Origin of the sequence: Corallococcus sp. AB018 (genome assembly GCF_003986945.1) — a bacterium.
GTDB lineage: Bacteria > Myxococcota > Myxococcia > Myxococcales > Myxococcaceae > Corallococcus > Corallococcus exiguus.
In genome coordinates this window covers 1-14,329 of record NZ_RAWR01000059.1, presented here as the reverse complement: position 1 = coordinate 14,329, position 14,329 = coordinate 1, and the positions used below count along the sequence as shown (strand labels likewise).

The 14,329-nt window shown below is 66.4% G+C and carries 11 protein-coding genes and 1 riboswitch; of the genes, 3 read left to right on the top strand and 8 right to left on the bottom strand.

Annotated elements, in window-relative coordinates; translation table 11 throughout:
• Position 1: 1 nt before the first annotated feature.
• From D7Y11_RS14720 to D7Y11_RS14695, 5 genes are all read right to left on the bottom strand, one after another.
• Positions 2-2,782, bottom strand: a complete 2,781-nt coding sequence (locus D7Y11_RS14720) for an HAD-IC family P-type ATPase (protein WP_126934014.1) — start codon at positions 2,780-2,782, stop codon at positions 2-4.
• Positions 2,783-2,862: 80 nt separating this feature from the next.
• The gene (locus D7Y11_RS14715; RefSeq protein ID WP_199733917.1) at positions 2,863-3,447 is read right to left on the bottom strand and encodes a DUF1629 domain-containing protein; all 585 of its coding nucleotides are present in this window, start codon (positions 3,445-3,447) and stop codon (positions 2,863-2,865) included.
• A gap of 1 nt (position 3,448) precedes the next feature.
• Positions 3,449-4,750 carry an AHH domain-containing protein gene (locus tag D7Y11_RS14710; protein WP_126934013.1) on the bottom strand — a complete coding sequence of 434 codons (1,302 nt, stop codon included), beginning with the start codon at positions 4,748-4,750 and terminating at the stop codon, positions 3,449-3,451.
• A 349-nt stretch (positions 4,751-5,099) separates the two neighbouring features.
• The gene (locus D7Y11_RS14700; protein WP_126934012.1) at positions 5,100-5,498 is read right to left on the bottom strand and encodes a DUF1629 domain-containing protein; all 399 of its coding nucleotides are present in this window, start codon (positions 5,496-5,498) and stop codon (positions 5,100-5,102) included.
• Between the two features lie 190 nt (positions 5,499-5,688).
• Complete coding sequence (locus tag D7Y11_RS14695) at positions 5,689-6,990, bottom strand: AHH domain-containing protein (RefSeq protein ID WP_126934011.1); 1,302 nt, start codon at positions 6,988-6,990, stop codon at positions 5,689-5,691.
• Positions 6,991-7,089: 99 nt separating this feature from the next.
• On the opposite strand from D7Y11_RS14695, the gene D7Y11_RS14690 reads away from it, so the two are divergent.
• The 3 genes from D7Y11_RS14690 (at position 7,090) to ahcY (ending at position 10,394) form a co-directional block, all read left to right on the top strand.
• Positions 7,090-8,034, top strand: coding sequence for a DUF2381 family protein (locus tag D7Y11_RS14690; protein ID WP_126934010.1), 945 nt, complete (start codon positions 7,090-7,092; stop codon positions 8,032-8,034).
• A 152-nt stretch (positions 8,035-8,186) separates the two neighbouring features.
• A complete protein-coding gene (locus D7Y11_RS14685) occupies positions 8,187-8,537 on the top strand; it encodes a hypothetical protein (protein WP_306770436.1) in 351 nt (116 codons plus the stop codon).
• A gap of 262 nt (positions 8,538-8,799) precedes the next feature.
• A riboswitch (S-adenosyl-L-homocysteine riboswitch) is annotated at positions 8,800-8,872 on the top strand.
• A 91-nt stretch (positions 8,873-8,963) separates the two neighbouring features.
• Entirely contained in the window at positions 8,964-10,394 is a 1,431-nt protein-coding gene (gene ahcY, locus D7Y11_RS14680) for an adenosylhomocysteinase (RefSeq protein WP_120598887.1), read from the top strand.
• A gap of 66 nt (positions 10,395-10,460) precedes the next feature.
• On the opposite strand, the gene sthA is transcribed toward ahcY, so the two are convergent.
• From sthA to D7Y11_RS14665, 3 genes are all read right to left on the bottom strand, one after another.
• On the bottom strand, positions 10,461-11,858 hold the full coding sequence (gene sthA / locus D7Y11_RS14675; RefSeq protein WP_121752326.1) for a Si-specific NAD(P)(+) transhydrogenase: 1,398 nt from the start codon (positions 11,856-11,858) through the stop codon (positions 10,461-10,463).
• Between the two features lie 92 nt (positions 11,859-11,950).
• A complete protein-coding gene (locus D7Y11_RS14670; RefSeq protein WP_158641943.1) occupies positions 11,951-13,486 on the bottom strand; it encodes a PPC domain-containing protein in 1,536 nt (511 codons plus the stop codon).
• A gap of 151 nt (positions 13,487-13,637) precedes the next feature.
• Positions 13,638-14,329 (bottom strand): hypothetical protein (locus D7Y11_RS14665; protein WP_233607293.1); only part of this gene is annotated, 692 nt, incomplete at its 5' end.

Here is a 14,329-nt window from a genome sequence, read left to right as displayed (position 1 = left end):
TTCAGGAGGCGCTCACGCTCCGGCCCACCTCCCGCCGCCGCGAGCGCAGCCACTTCTCCAGGCCCACGACGGGCAGCACGCAGGCGCCCACCAGCACCGACCGCGCGATGTCCCCCAGCGACAGCGGCGCGGAGCCGAAGAGGCGCTGGAAGAAGGGCACGTACATGAACGCGGCCTGGAGCAGCACCAGCGCGGCGATGCCCACGAACACGGTGGGGTTGCTCGCGAAGCCCACCTCGCGCGTGGAGCCCGTCAACGTGCGGCACAGCCACAGGTAGAAGATTTGAAAGCTGACCACGGTGTTGACGGCCATGGTGCGCGCCTCGGCCAGGGCCCAGGCGTTGGGGACGCCGTGGTTGCCGCCCTGGCGCGCGAACTCCCAGAGGAACAGGCCGATGGCGCCCGCCGCCATCAACAGCGCGACGAGCCCGGTGCGCATCACCACGAAGTGGCTCAGGACGGGTGTGTCCGGCGAGCGGGGTGGACGGCGCATGACGTGGCGCTCCTTCGCCTCGAAGGCCAGCGGGAGCGCCAGGGTGACGGTGGCCACCAGGTTGATCCACAACAGCTGCGTGGGGCGCATGGCCAGCAGCGGTTCGCGCACGCCGCCGGACTCCTGCAAGGGGAAGAACGTCACGCCCAGCATGAGGATGAGGGCGAGCCCCAGGTTGGTGGGCAGCACGAAGGCGAGCGACTTGACCAGGTTGTCATAGACGCGGCGCCCCTCCTCGACGGCGGCGACGATGGTGGCGAAGTTGTCGTCCGTCAGCACCAGGTCCGCGGCCTCGCGGGACACGGCCGTGCCGGTGATGCCCATGGCCACGCCGATGTCCGCCTGTTTGAGCGCGGGCGCGTCGTTGACGCCGTCGCCCGTCATCGCCACCACGTGCCGCTGCGTCTGGAGCGCGCGCACCAGCCGCAGCTTGTGTTCGGGGGCCAGGCGAGCGAACACGTTCGTGTCCTTCACCGCCACGGCCAGCTCCGCGTCGCTCATGCCGGACAGTCGCGCGCCGGTGAGGCTCGGATGTCCTGGAGCGTGGAGCCCCAGTTGAAGGCCGATGGCCTCCGCCGTGCCCGGGTGGTCGCCGGTCATCATCTTCACGCGGATGCCGGCGGCGTGGCAGGCCTTCACGGAGGCCACGGCCTCCTCGCGGGGCGGGTCGATCATCCCCTGCAGGCCCAGCAGCGCGAAGCCGTCCTCCACGTCCTGGGGCCGCAGCGCGTCCGCGCGGGACATGTGCTTGCGCGCGAAGGCGAGCACGCGCAGCCCCTGCCTCGCCATGCGCTCCACCTCCGCCAGCACGACGTCCCGGTCCGTCTCCGGTCCGCAGCGGCGCAGCACGACCTCCGGGGCGCCTTTCATGAAGAGCTCGGAGTGCTCCGGGTCGCCCGCGTGGAGCGCGGCCATGAACTGGTGCTCGGATTCGAAGGGGATGGCGTCCAGGCGGGGATGGCGCTCGCGCAGCTCCGTCACGCCCAGGCCCGCCTTCTTCGCGGCGAAGAGCAGCGCGCCCTCCGTGGGGTCGCCCGTCATGCCCCAGCGTCCCTCCCGGGGCTGGAGGTCGGCCTCGTTGCAGAGCACGCCCGCGACGAGCAGCGTGCGCACGTCGTCGGGCGGCACGTCCAGGGGGCGCCCCGCGCGGAGCAGATCTCCCAGGGGGGAGTGGCCTACGCCGGTGAGCGCGTAGTGCCCGCGCCAGGTCCACAGCGCCTGCACGGTCATCTCGTTGCGGGTGAGGGTGCCGGTCTTGTCCGTGCAGATGACGGTCGTGCTGCCCAGGGTCTCCACGGCGGGCAGCTTGCGGATGACGGCGCGGCGGGACGCCATGCGCTGCACGCCAATGGCCAGGGCGATGGTGACGATGGCGGGCAGGCCCTCCGGGATGGCGGCCACCGCCAGGGTGATGGCCACCAGGACGGCGTCGCTGAAGGCATACCCCCGGAACATGCCCACCCCGAGCAGCACGGCGGACAGCACGACGATGCCCGCGCTGATGACGCGGCCCAGCCGGGCCAGCTCCCGAGTAAGCGGAGTGCTGAGGTCCGCGGCCTGGTCCATCAAATGGGAGATGCGGCCCAGCTCCGTGGCGCTGCCCGTGGCGACGACGACGGCGGTGGACGTGCCGGACGTCACCAGCGTGCCACCGAAGGCAAGGCTCGCCCGGTCCCCCAGCTCCGCGTCCTCGGACACGGCCGTGACGTGCTTGCTCGACGGGACGGACTCGCCGGTGAGCGCGGCCTCCTCCACCTGGAAGTTGCGCGAGCGCAAGAGGCGCAGGTCCGCGGGCACGCGGTCCCCCGAAGCGAGCTGCACGACGTCACCGGGAACGAGCTCCGCCGCGGGCCGTGCCAGCAGGTGTCCGTCGCGCAGCACCTGCGCGGTCTCCGGCACAATGTGGTTGAGCGCCTCGATGGCCCGGCCCGCGCGGTACTCCTGCACGAAGCCGATGAGGGTGTTGAGGACCACGACAGCGGCCACGACGAGCCCGTCGGTCACCTTGCCCAGCAGGATGGCCAGGCCCGCGGAAGCGATGAGGACCCAGATGAGCGGGCTGTCGATCTGCCGCCACAAGAGCTTCCACGCGCTGTCCGGCCGCGAGCGCTCCAGCACATTGGGACCATGGCGCGCGAGCCGTTCCCGGGCCGCTTCCTCCGTCAGCCCCTGGGGCGCGCTGGAGAGCCGTTCCAGCACGGCGTCTGGGAGAAGCGCATGCCAGGGGATGGGAGGCGCGTCGGGGGCGCGAAGCCCTGCCTGCTTCCTCGGCTGTGACGGCTCCTGCATGGCGTGCCTCCCCTGGGGAAGCTGGCCACGGGCAGGGCTGCCCGTCAGCGGGAGGCGAGCAACTGGGCGGTGCACCCGCTTCAGGTTGGAGGCAGGCCCGTCACGCGCTCGAACGACACCCCCAGGTTTCCGACCGCTTCAAGGGCGTTCTTGACGTCTTCCGAGACAATGAACGCAACCTTGAACTTCTTCAGCCGGAAGACCTGGGCGCCCTCGGTCTTCGAGGGGTCGATTCGCAGTCCGTAGACCCAGTTGTACTCCCCTTCAAATTCAGGAGGATGGGCGTCCTCGTCGTAGCGATGCACCTCCCGGCACCGTGCCTCGTCGATGCAATCGATCACCTTGGTGGCATTGACGACGAAGAACGGGTCGGCATCTCCCTCAATGGACACCGGGAAAAGCTGCACGTCACCGGGAGCCAGTGTTTTGAAGACGCTCGCAACGGCTTCGCTGACGATGGGCGTTTCTTCAATCGAAGAGAATACAAAGTCTCGCTTGGTGCCAGGATGGGCGACCTGTGCCTTGAGGGGGCCAGGGGCGGGGAGGGTGCGACCATCTACAAACATCCAAGGCTCGTCAAAAGCCTCGCCTGAGTACCGTGTCGGCGTATCAAGGAGCCAATGCGGCACATCGGCAAGTCGCACCCAATAAAAATACCGTTCCATCTCAGCCCTCCCCCTTCACAATGAGACGCCGCAAAGGAGAGTCCGACGTCAGAAGCTCATTGGCTATCTTCGCAAGCTCCTCCATCAAGCTGGCCCGACAGGTCTCAGTCGTCCGGCATCGCGAAACAGAACGATTAAGGCGCTGAAGCACCTCCGTATGGTAGCGCTCGGGGTGCGGCCCTTCATGACCATTGAGTCGTACCTTGTTTGCAGCATCTTCGAGGGTCATTCCGGCCTTCTTGAAGACCTTCTCGCATTTCGGCGTCCAAGGACCGCCGGCAGCATCGGAGATGAGGTTCTTGTTCGTGCAGATGTGATGAACAGGCCCCTTCTCGTCACCGGGAAACCGCCCCTCTCCGTACATCGCCAGTGCCGCCACAGCTCCCGGAGCCAGCGCCACGTTGAGCACACCGGCAGCAGGCAAGGAGATGGAGCCCACTCCGCCGTTCATAGCCGACGCGAGCCCGAATCCACCTTCGGCCTGCGCGCGAAGTGCGGCCTGGGAGAAGCCCGGGAGCCTGGGCCCCTGGGCCGCCATCGCGTTCTTCCCACCGAGGGCCGCGGTGACGAGCAGCACCAGGACGCGCGTCCCGTTGGTCCCGAGCACCTTGCCGAAGCGATGTCCGATGTCCTGCAACTCGATGACGCTCGTTGCTGTCTCCGCTTCGTCCCACAGGTGCACGAAGCCCCGGCCCATCTCCCAGACGGGCACGATGCCCAGGTAGGCCACCATCGCCGCCGTCAGTGCCACCGCGAGCACCTTGGTGACGGGCTCGGGCAGCGTCATCGTGAGGAGCACGGTCAGGGCGGCCGAGGTCACCAGGGCCTTGAGCGCCACCGGATTGAGCACCTTGCCGACCTCGGCCTCGACGCTCTCCCACACCGTGTCGAGCGCGAACGAGAGCGCCATCACCGTCCGGTCCTTGCGCGAGAACGTCAGCCCCGTCCCGCCCACCAGGGTCAAGCAGTCGTCCCCGTCAGGGCAGAGGCGCGCGTACAACGATTCAGGTGAGCTGCCCGAGCCAGGGTCCGCGAGTCCCTTCGCGGACGCGAGCAGGGCCCTGGACCGCACCCACCCTCGCTGGTCGGCCGCATCCGTCTCGCGGAAGGCAACGTCCATTCGCATGTCCAGGAGGAGCTGCGTGAGGGCCGCCTTGAACGCGTCCTCACCCACCTGGACCGGATCCACCTCCAGGGACTCGTGCACCACCTGCCTGCCGTCTCCAACATCCACGTGGACAACGCGAGTGGTCGCACACCCTCCCACGAGGAACAATAACGCGACAGCTCCCATCCATCGCACGAACACCTCCGAAGCCGAACCGCCTGGAAATCAAGAGGCCCGGCACTCTCACCAAGAGCACGCCCAATCCGTCTACGTGAAAGGGCCAGGTCATCACGACGTTGAGCTTCTGGCAGCCCGTGGATCCGGGCAAGACGAAGAACATTGGTTGGGAGGGGGCCTCGAACCGCTCACCGTGGCCGGCAACAAGGTCATCCTGGAGCCCATCCGGGACCTCAACAGCGATGAAGGGCTCTGGCTGGTCGTGACGCTGACGGATGGCACCGGAGTTCAGTTCCTCAATGGAGGCCGAGGGGCGGCGAGACGAGGACACCACACGAATCGCCACCTCGGCTCTCGGCATCGACCGTCAGTCAGACTCAATCGCTCCCGTCACGCGCTCGAACGACACCCCCAGGTTTCCGACCGCTTCGAGCGCGTTCTTGACGTCTTCCGAAACGACGAACGCGACCTTGAACTTCGCCAGCCGGAAGACATGGGCGCCCTCGGTCTTCGCCGGGTCGATGCGCAGTCCGTAGATCCAGTTGTACTCCCCCGGGTGGTCAGGGGATGGATCGTCCTTGTCGTAGTGGTGCACCTCCCGGCACCGTGCCTCGTCGATGCAATCAATCACCTTGGTGGCATTGACGACGAAGTACGGTTCGGGCACCCCCTCAATCGAGACAGGGAAGAGCTGCACGTCGCCGGGTGCGAGCGTCCTGAAGACGGCTGCGACGGCTTCGCTGACGATAGGGGCTGCTTCAATCACAGAGAAATCAAACGTTCGCTTCCTGCCTGGATGTGCGATTTGTGACCTGAGGGCTCCCAGGTCAGGAAGGACGCGACCGTCCGCGAACATCCAAGGCTCATCAAATGGCTCACCAGATTCCCGTGCCGGCGTCTCAAGGAGCCACCGCGGCACATCTCCAAGCTCCGCCCAGTAAAAGTGACGCTCCACCTCAACCCTCCACCTTCACAATGAAACTCCGTAACTCGGAACCTTGAGTCAGAAGCTCGTTGGCTATCTTCGCAAGCTCCTTCATCAAACCGGCCCGGCAGGCCTCCGTCATTCGACAGTTCGCAACCGAGCGTTCAAGGCGCTGAATTATTTTCTGATGGTATATTTCAGGGTGAGGCCCCTCATGCCCCTTGAGCCGCACTTTGTTGGCAGCGTCTTCGAGCGTCATCCCGGCCTTCTTGAAGATCTTCGCACACTGAGGCGTCCAAGGCCCGCCGGTCACATCGGAGATGGAGTTCTTGTTCGTGCAGATGTGATGAACAGGTCCCGTCGCGTCACCGGGAAACCGCCCCTCACCGTACATCGCCAGTGCCGCCACAGCTCCCGGAGCCAGCGCCACGTTGAGCACACCGGCAGCAGGCAAGGAGATGGAGCCCACTCCGCCGTTCATAGCCGACGCGAGCCCGAATCCACCTTCGGCCTGCGCGCGAAGTGCGGCCTGGGAGAAGCCCGGGAGCCTGGGCCCCTGGGCCGCCATCGCGTTCTTCCCACCGAGGGCCGCGGTGACGAGCAGCACCAGGACGCGCGTCCCGTTGGTCCCGAGCACCTTGCCGAAGCGATGTCCGATGTCCTGCAACTCGATGACGCTCGTTGCTGTCTCCGCTTCGTCCCACAGGCGCACGAAGCCCCGGCCCATCTCCCAGACCGGCACGATGCCCAGGTAGGCCACCATCGCCGCCGTCAGTGCCACCGCGAGCACCTTGGTGACAGGCTCGGGCAGCGTCATCGTGAGGAGCACGGTCAGGGCGGCCGAGGTCACCAGGGCCTTGAGCGCCACCGGATTGAGCACCTTGCCGACCTCGGCCTCGACGCTCTCCCACACCGTGTCGAGCGCGAACGAGAGCGCCATCACCGTCCGGTCCTTGCGCGAGAACGTCAGCCCCGTCCCGCCCACCAGGGTCAAGCAGTCGTCCCCGTCAGGGCAGAGGCGCGCGTACAGCGATTCAGGTGAGCTGCCCGAGCCAGGGTCCGCGAGTCCCTTCGCGGACGCGAGCAGGGCCCTGGACCGCACCCACCCTCGCTGGTCGGCCGCATCCGTCTCGCGGAAGGCAACGTCCATTCGCATGTCCAGGAGGAGCTGCGTGAGGGCCGCCTTGAACGCGTCCTCACCCACCTGGACCGGATCCACCTCCAGGGACTCGTGCACCACCTGCCTGCCGTCTCCAACATCCACGTGGACAACGCGAGCGGTCGCACACCCCTCCATCAAAAGCAATAGCGCGATAAACCACACCAATCGCATGGATTTCCCCGAGGCTGGGCCCACTTCACATCCATGGGCGGTTTGGTGGGCAGCCGTAGGTTGGCTGCCGGACTGCCATCCTGGTACGTTGTCCATTCTATGCGACCTGGCCAATTCGCAAGAACCATCCTGCTGGGCGTACTTCTGACCGCTGCGACCACCAAGGCAAGCGACAGGTGCGACCGCCCCCAGCAGCGGTCCATCTCCCTTTCCGAGCACCCCTCCAATGGCACGCACTCCGTCTACGTGAAGGGCCAGGTCATCACGACGTTGCGCTTCGAGCAGCCCGTGGACCCGAGCAAGACGAAGCTCATTGGCTGGGAGGGGCGCCTCGAGCCGCTCACCGTGGTCGGCAACAAGGTCATCCTGGAGCCCATCCGGGATCTCAACCGGGACGAAGGGCTGCCCCTGGTCGTGACGCTGACGGACGGCACCGAGGTCCCACTTCTCGTGCGACCGCCCTGGCCGAAGAAGGACAACGACTGGGCCCCGATTCACGACCAGCAGATCGACGTGTTCAAGAACCGGGACAGCTACGCCTCGATGCACGCGTCGTTGATGGATGCGCTCGCGCAAAACAACGCCCTGACCGAGGAAAACGAGCGCTATCGCAAGGAGGAGAACTCCATCGATCATGCCTACGCGACGCTTCTGGCGAATGGGCAGGCGAAGAAGACGCCGTTTCGATTCGTGGCCTCCGCCCGCCCAAAGGATCCAGACATGGAAATGGTCGTTGAGGTCTACTCAGGCCAAGGCAAGGCGGCAGCCGTCATTTACATGACGAACACTGGCTACGCCGACACATGGGAGTTCGCGGACGCCTACCTGACGCGCGACATGACGCGTCACACGAAGCAGTCCTTCGCGCTTCGGATGACCCGTTCCGCGATTGCTCCAGGGCAGTCAGGAGCCATCGCCGTCGTGGCGGACAAGCGTGCCTTCGAGAAGAACGGGCAGTTCGTGGATCTGGCCCTTCAGATTTTCCGATCTGACGGCAACCAGCAGGTCTTGGTGAGGATGGATCGCACCCTGATTCGGCAGTAGAAGTTCCGATCATGCCCACCAGCCGAGCTCTACTGCTCTCCTCTGTCGTCCTACTTGCCACGTCCGTGGCATGCACCACGGCCGGTGGAGTTTCATTACGCTCGGACGGCTCGCCTGGATCGCAAGAGTGTCCGGAGAAGGCGCTCGAAGCCATGCGATACCTGAAGCTGCATGTGGGGGACGCCGCGCTCGTGGAACTGGACGCGAACCAGATGAGATCACGCCGCATCACCCTCTACGATGGCGAGATCGAGAGCGTCCTCATGCGCGATCTGGGCCCGCTGGAGACGACAACCCGGCTGTACGGACAGGTCTGGACGAGCGGGCCGCAGGCCGTCGTCCGGTACTACAAGGCCCACCCTCCAGACGGCGACGAGGTGCCCATCTGCGCGGTGGCACGGCTGAGCGAGGACCAGATGCGGAAGCGGCCCGAGTCAAAGTCCGGCACGGCCATTCTCGATGGCTCCATGGCGTCTGCCGTCGTGGTCAATGCGTTCCGGTGACACCTCCGCCAGGGGGGCTTCAATCCTGGCGCGTACCGCGTCGTCTCGGGCTGCGACATGGCGCGGTGCCTCGCCGGGTCCTCCGCTGTCCGACAGGTAGAGCACGCGCTCGTTTGGAGGCAGGGAGGGAGCAGATCCTCCCACCCCTCGGGACACTCCCTCCGCCTGTCCGCCAGGACACCTCCAGGCGCGACTTCCGGCTGTCCCCCAGGGAGGCAATCTCCCTTTGAAATTCAGGGCGCCTTCCCGTAGTTTCCCCCGCGACTTCGAGGAGCGTTGCGAGGCCTTTCCGGCCCCAGGCTCGAAGCCGACTGACCCAACGGCGCTCACCTGAACGCGTTTCTTGCGAGGGTGAGGCGGCCTTTCTTTCCAGGGCCCAAGCCTCTCCCTTGCCGGCAGGCGCGCCACCTGGATCCGGAGCCACACATGACCGCGGTTACCCAGAAGCAGAATCAGGACTACGCCATCGCCGACCTCAAGCTCGCCAGCTGGGGCCGCAAGGAGATCCGCATCGCCGAGAGCGAGATGCCCGCGCTCATGGCGATCCGCGAGGAGTACGCGAAGCAGCAGCCGCTCAAGGGCGCTCGCGTCACGGGCTCGCTGCACATGACCATCCAGACGGCCGTGCTGGTGGAGACGCTCCAGGCGCTGGGCGCGCAGGTGCGCTGGGCCTCGTGCAACATCTTCTCCACGCAGGACCACGCCGCCGCCGCGCTGGTGGAGGCCGGCACCCCGGTGTTCGCCCACAAGGGCGAGTCCCTGAAGGAGTACTGGGACTTCACCCACCGCATCTTCGAGTTTGGCCCCTCCGGCAGCGACCACGAGGGTCCGAACATGATCCTCGACGACGGCGGTGACGCCACGCTGCTCATGCACCTGGGCAAGCGCGCGGAGAAGGACCTGTCCGTCATCGCGAACCCCGAGAGCGAGGAGGAGCGCGAGCTGTACGCCTCCATCAAGGCCAAGCTCGCCGAGGACGGCACCTGGTACTCGCGCAAGAGCGCCAAGATCATGGGCGTCACGGAAGAGACGACCACGGGCGTGCACCGCCTGCAGGAGATGTCCGCCAAGGGCACGCTCCTGTTCCGCGCCATCAACGTCAACGACAGCGTGACGAAGAGCAAGTTCGACAACCTCTACGGCTGCCGTGAGTCCCTGGTGGACGGCATCAAGCGCGCCACGGACGTGATGGTGGCCGGGAAGATCGCCGTCGTCGCGGGCTACGGCGACGTGGGCAAGGGCTCCGCGCAGGCCCTGCGCGCGCTGTCCGCCCAGGTGTGGGTGACGGAGATCGACCCCATCTGCGCGCTCCAGGCCGCGATGGAGGGCTACCGCGTCGTGACCATGGATTACGCCGCGGACAAGGCGGACATCTTCGTCACCGCCACGGGCAACAAGTCCGTCATCACCCATGCGCACATGGCCAAGATGAAGGACCAGGCCATCGTCTGCAACATCGGCCACTTCGACAACGAAATCGAGGTCGCCTCCCTGGAGCAGTACAAGTGGGAGGAGATCAAGCCCCAGGTCGACCACGTCATCTTCCCGGACAACAAGCGCATCATCCTGCTGGCCAAGGGCCGCCTGGTGAACCTGGGCTGCGGCACCGGTCACCCCAGCTACGTGATGTCCAGCTCCTTCGCGAACCAGACCATCGCGCAGATTGAGCTGTACTCGCACAGCGACAAGTACCAGGTGGGCAAGGTGTACGTGCTGCCCAAGCACCTGGACGAGAAGGTCGCCCGGCTCCAGCTCAAGAAGCTCAACGCCCAGCTCACCGAGCTCACCCCCGAGCAGGCGAACTACATCGGCGTGCAGAAGAGCGGTCCGTACAAGCAGGACACCTACCGCTACTAAGCGCGTCCTGACGTGACACACCCGGGGCACCGTGGGCTTTCAATCGCCCGCGGTGCCCTTCGTGTTTCAGAACAGCCGGTTGAGGCCGTTGAGCGCCGCCACGCGGTACGCCTCCGCCATGGTGGGGTAGTTGAAGGTGGTGTTGATGAAGTAGTCGATGCCGTTGCCCGGCCAGTCCTGCGCCATGATGGCCTGGCCGATGTGGATGATTTCGGAGGCGTTGTCCCCGAAGCAGTGGATGCCGAGAATCTCTCGCGTCTCCCGGTGGAACAGCAGCTTCAGCATGCCCACGGTGCGGCCGGTAATCTGCGCGCGCGCCAGGCTCTTGAAGAAGGCGTGGCCGACTTCATAGGGGACGCCCGCCTGGGTGAGCTCGCGCTCCGTGCGGCCCAGGCTGCTGATTTCGGGGCTGGTGTAGATGCCGGTGGGGATGTCCTTCACCAGCTTGTGCTCCGCCCGCCCCTCCACGATGTGCGTGGCGGCGAAGCGGCCCTGGTCATAGGACGCGCTCGCCAGCGACGGGGCGCCCACCACGTCACCCACCGCGTAGATGTGGGGCACGGACGTCTGGTAGCCGTCGTTGACCTGGATGCACCCGCGCGCGTCCACCGCGATGCCCAGCGCCTCCAGCCCCAGGTCCTGGCTGTTGCCGGAGCGGCCGTTGGCCCAGAGGAAGACGTCCGCCTTCAGCCGCTTGCCGCTCTTCAGCTGGAGCACCACGCTGTCGTCGTGCGGCTCCACGGAGACCATCTCCTCCTGGTGGCGGATGAGCACGCCCTGTTCGCGCAGGTGGTAGGAGAGGGCGTCCGAGATTTCGTCGTCCAGGAAGGACAGCAGCCGGTCGCGCGTGTTCACCAGGTCCACCTTCACGCCGAGCATCCGGAACATGGAGGCGTACTCGCAGCCGATGACGCCCGCGCCGTAGATGATCATCGACAGCGGGGACTCACGCAGCTTGAGGATGGTGTCCGAGTCGAAGATGCGCGGGTGGCGGAAGTCCACGCCTACGGGCCGGTAGGGCCTGGAGCCCGTGGCGATGACGAAGGCGTCCGCGGTGAGCAACTCCACGGAGCCGCGCGGCTCCGTCACCTCCACCGTGTGCGCGTCCCGGAACTTCGCGCGGCCCACCACCAGCTCCACGCGGTTGCGTTCGTAGAAGGTGGTGCGCAGCTGCACCTGCTTGGACACGACGGTGGTCGCCACGCGCATCATGTCCTTGAGCGTGGTGTGCCGGGCCAGGTCCGCCCGCATCTCCGGGTGGTCCTGCTGCACGTCCATCAGCCGCTGGATGGCGTGGCGCAGGGCCTTGGAGGGGATGGTGGCGGTGTGGGTGCAGGCGCCGCCTACGAGGGCTCCCTGCTCCACGGTGCACACCTTGCGGCCGGACTTCACCGCCTTCATCGAAGCCCCTTCACCGCCGGGACCGGAGCCGAGGACCACCACGTCGAACCGCCGAGCGCTCATGGGTCCGGAGTGTTCCCCCAACCCCGGCCCCGAGGGAAGAAATCACCTCGGGGCCGGGCACTGCTTCACACATCAGTGCCTACAGGGCGGCTTCAGTAGGACGCCTGAAGCGTCAGCCCGGCGTAGTCCGTGTAGCCCTTGATCATCACGTGGTAGACGCCCGCGACGGGGTTGCTGATGAGGCACGACTCCGTGTTGCCGCCCGTCAGGGGGCGGCAGTCGTAGACGGAGTCCTCGGGCTTCGAGCCCTGACGCACGTACAGGTCCGCGTCGCCCGTGCCGAACATCGTCTGCACGAGCAGCGAGCTCTTCCCGGCCGGCACGGTGATGGTCCAGTAGCGGTACGAGTCCTTCGCGCCCGACAGGCCCGTCACCGGGACGTTGTTGCTCAGCGTGCCCGTGCCCGGGTTCCCCGTGCCGCCGGTGACGTAGGCGCCGCGCAGGGAGGCGTTGGTGAGCGTTCCGGACGAGGAAGCGTTGTACACGCGCACGTGCCAGATGCCCGCCGCGGGATTGGAGAGGGTGCACGTCTGGTTGTTGCTGCTGCTCGTGTTGGCCACGCAGTCATAGGAGGACAGCGTGGGCGCGCTGCCAAGCTTCGCGTAGAGGAACGCGGTGCCGCCCGAGCCACTGGTGGTGCTGAAGGTAACGCTCGAAGCCCCCGACGGGATGGTGAGCGTGTAGTCGCAGGAGAAGCCTCCGGGCGGCGCGCTCAGGCCGTACGTGGTGGTGTTGTTGTTGAGCGGGCTGGTGGACGTGCACCCCGGCTGGCCCTCCGACAGGGTGTAGGTTCCCGTGATGCTCACATTGGAGAACGACCCGGTGCCGTACAGGCGCGCCCAGTAGGTCCCGGGAGACGTCACGTTGACGGAGCAGGTCTCGGAGTTGCTGTAGAGGCTGCCCGACTTGCAGTCGTAGACCGACTCGGTGGGGGAGGCATCCCGGCGCACGAACAGGTCTGCGTTGCCGCTGCCGCCGCTGGTGTTGAACGTCACCTTGGTGGCACCGGTGGGGACATACAGCTTGTAGATGCAGGACCAGTCGCCCGTGTTCGCGCTGATGCCGGTCAGGGTCACGTCCTTGGTCAGCGTGGTACTGCTGGTGCAGCCCGTCTGTCCGGAAGGCGTGGACGTCGCCTTCAGGGTCGCGCCGCTGAACGCAGAGTAGCCGTACAACTTCACGTAATACGTGCCCACCTGCGAGCCGGTGATGGAGCAGGACTCCGTGCTGCTGGAGCCAGCGGAGCTACAGGTACTGCTCCCCGTGGTCGGCTCCGAGCCGTACTTCACATACAGGTCCACGTCGCCCGAACCGCCGGAGGTGCTGAAGGTGAGGTTGCTGTTCGCGGACGCGACGTACAGCGTGTACGTGCAGGAGTACTCCCCCGCGTTCGCGCTGATGCCGGTGACAGTCACGTTGGGGGTGAGGGCAATGCTGCTGGTGCATCCGGCCAGGGCCTGCACCCGTTCTTCCGGCGGGGGACCCTTCTCCTCCGCAGGGGCCTGTTCAGCGGCCTCGGTGGGGTTCTCCAGCTCCGTCTCAGCGCCCTGCTCCATCTCCGCGCCACAGCCCGTCAAAGCACACGTCAGCCACACGGCGGCCAGGGACTTCAATCCAATATGTTTCAAGATGTTCCTCGGTTTGTGAGAACGCTTGTCGCCAGGGGGGAGCGAAAGCTTGTCGTCCGTCCGGCCTCGGACAGTACGCAAGCTATCAAGCGTGTCTGACATTCCGCGTGAGGACGGCCCGCACGGAGCGCACGGGCCGAATGCGGCCTTCTCAGGGCGAGAGGAAGAGGCTCTCGCCCTGGGCCAGGCGCTTGTGGGCGGCTCGCGTGTCCAGCTTGATGAGGACCTTCGGGTCCTCGTCCGCCTGCTCCTCCGCGGAGAGGGAATCCCATTCCTCCAGGTCGAGGACCTCCGGAACGACAAGCGTGCGCAGGTCGGGAGGGTTCTGCGACTTGATGACCTTGCGGCCGTTCATCACGTAGTGCGTGAGATGCTTCGCATGCAGCTGGGACGCGTCTCCAAAGAGGGTGAGCCACGCGCCAGAGCCGGAGTCGACGAGCTCCGCCTCCACCACTCCCGCCGCGTACGTCACGCTGTCCATCGAGGTCGCGACGACCGTCTCCTTCACGCGCAGCGTGCCGGTGCAGACGAAGGTGAAGCCCACGCCGACGAAGAGGTTGCGGCACGTGACGTCGCCGAACACGATGAGGACCCCCTCGTCCCGCCTGGCGGCTTCCACCAGCACGTTGCCTTCGACGTCCAGGTTCCCCATCACCAGCGTGTAGGCGTTGGGCGGCCGCCAGGGAGCGGCGCCCGTCTCCTTCACCTCCGCGGGCTGGGCCCAGGGCTCCTCGACGTCCAGGGTGAACAGGCCCTCGACGAACTTGCGCAGCGCTTCGGGCGCTGACTGGAGCTGGGGCGGGGCGGTGGGCCTGGGCGGCATGGGCGGGCTTCCTTCCGGTG

Bases quoted from the DNA above. Each gene is read 5' to 3' on its own strand.
- D7Y11_RS14720 (WP_126934014.1), bottom strand. From the start codon at position 2,782: ATGCAGGAGCCGTCACAGCCGAGGAAGCAGGCAGGGCTTCGCGCCCCC.
- D7Y11_RS14715 (WP_199733917.1), bottom strand. From the start codon at position 3,447: ATGGAACGGTATTTTTATTGGGTGCGACTTGCCGATGTGCCGCATTGG.
- D7Y11_RS14695 (WP_126934011.1), bottom strand. From the start codon at position 6,990: ATGCGATTGGTGTGGTTTATCGCGCTATTGCTTTTGATGGAGGGGTGT.
- D7Y11_RS14690 (WP_126934010.1), top strand. From the start codon at position 7,090: ATGCGACCTGGCCAATTCGCAAGAACCATCCTGCTGGGCGTACTTCTG.
- D7Y11_RS14685 (WP_306770436.1), top strand. From the start codon at position 8,187: ATGCGATACCTGAAGCTGCATGTGGGGGACGCCGCGCTCGTGGAACTG.
- ahcY (WP_120598887.1), top strand. From the start codon at position 8,964: ATGACCGCGGTTACCCAGAAGCAGAATCAGGACTACGCCATCGCCGAC.
- sthA (WP_121752326.1), bottom strand. From the start codon at position 11,858: ATGAGCGCTCGGCGGTTCGACGTGGTGGTCCTCGGCTCCGGTCCCGGC.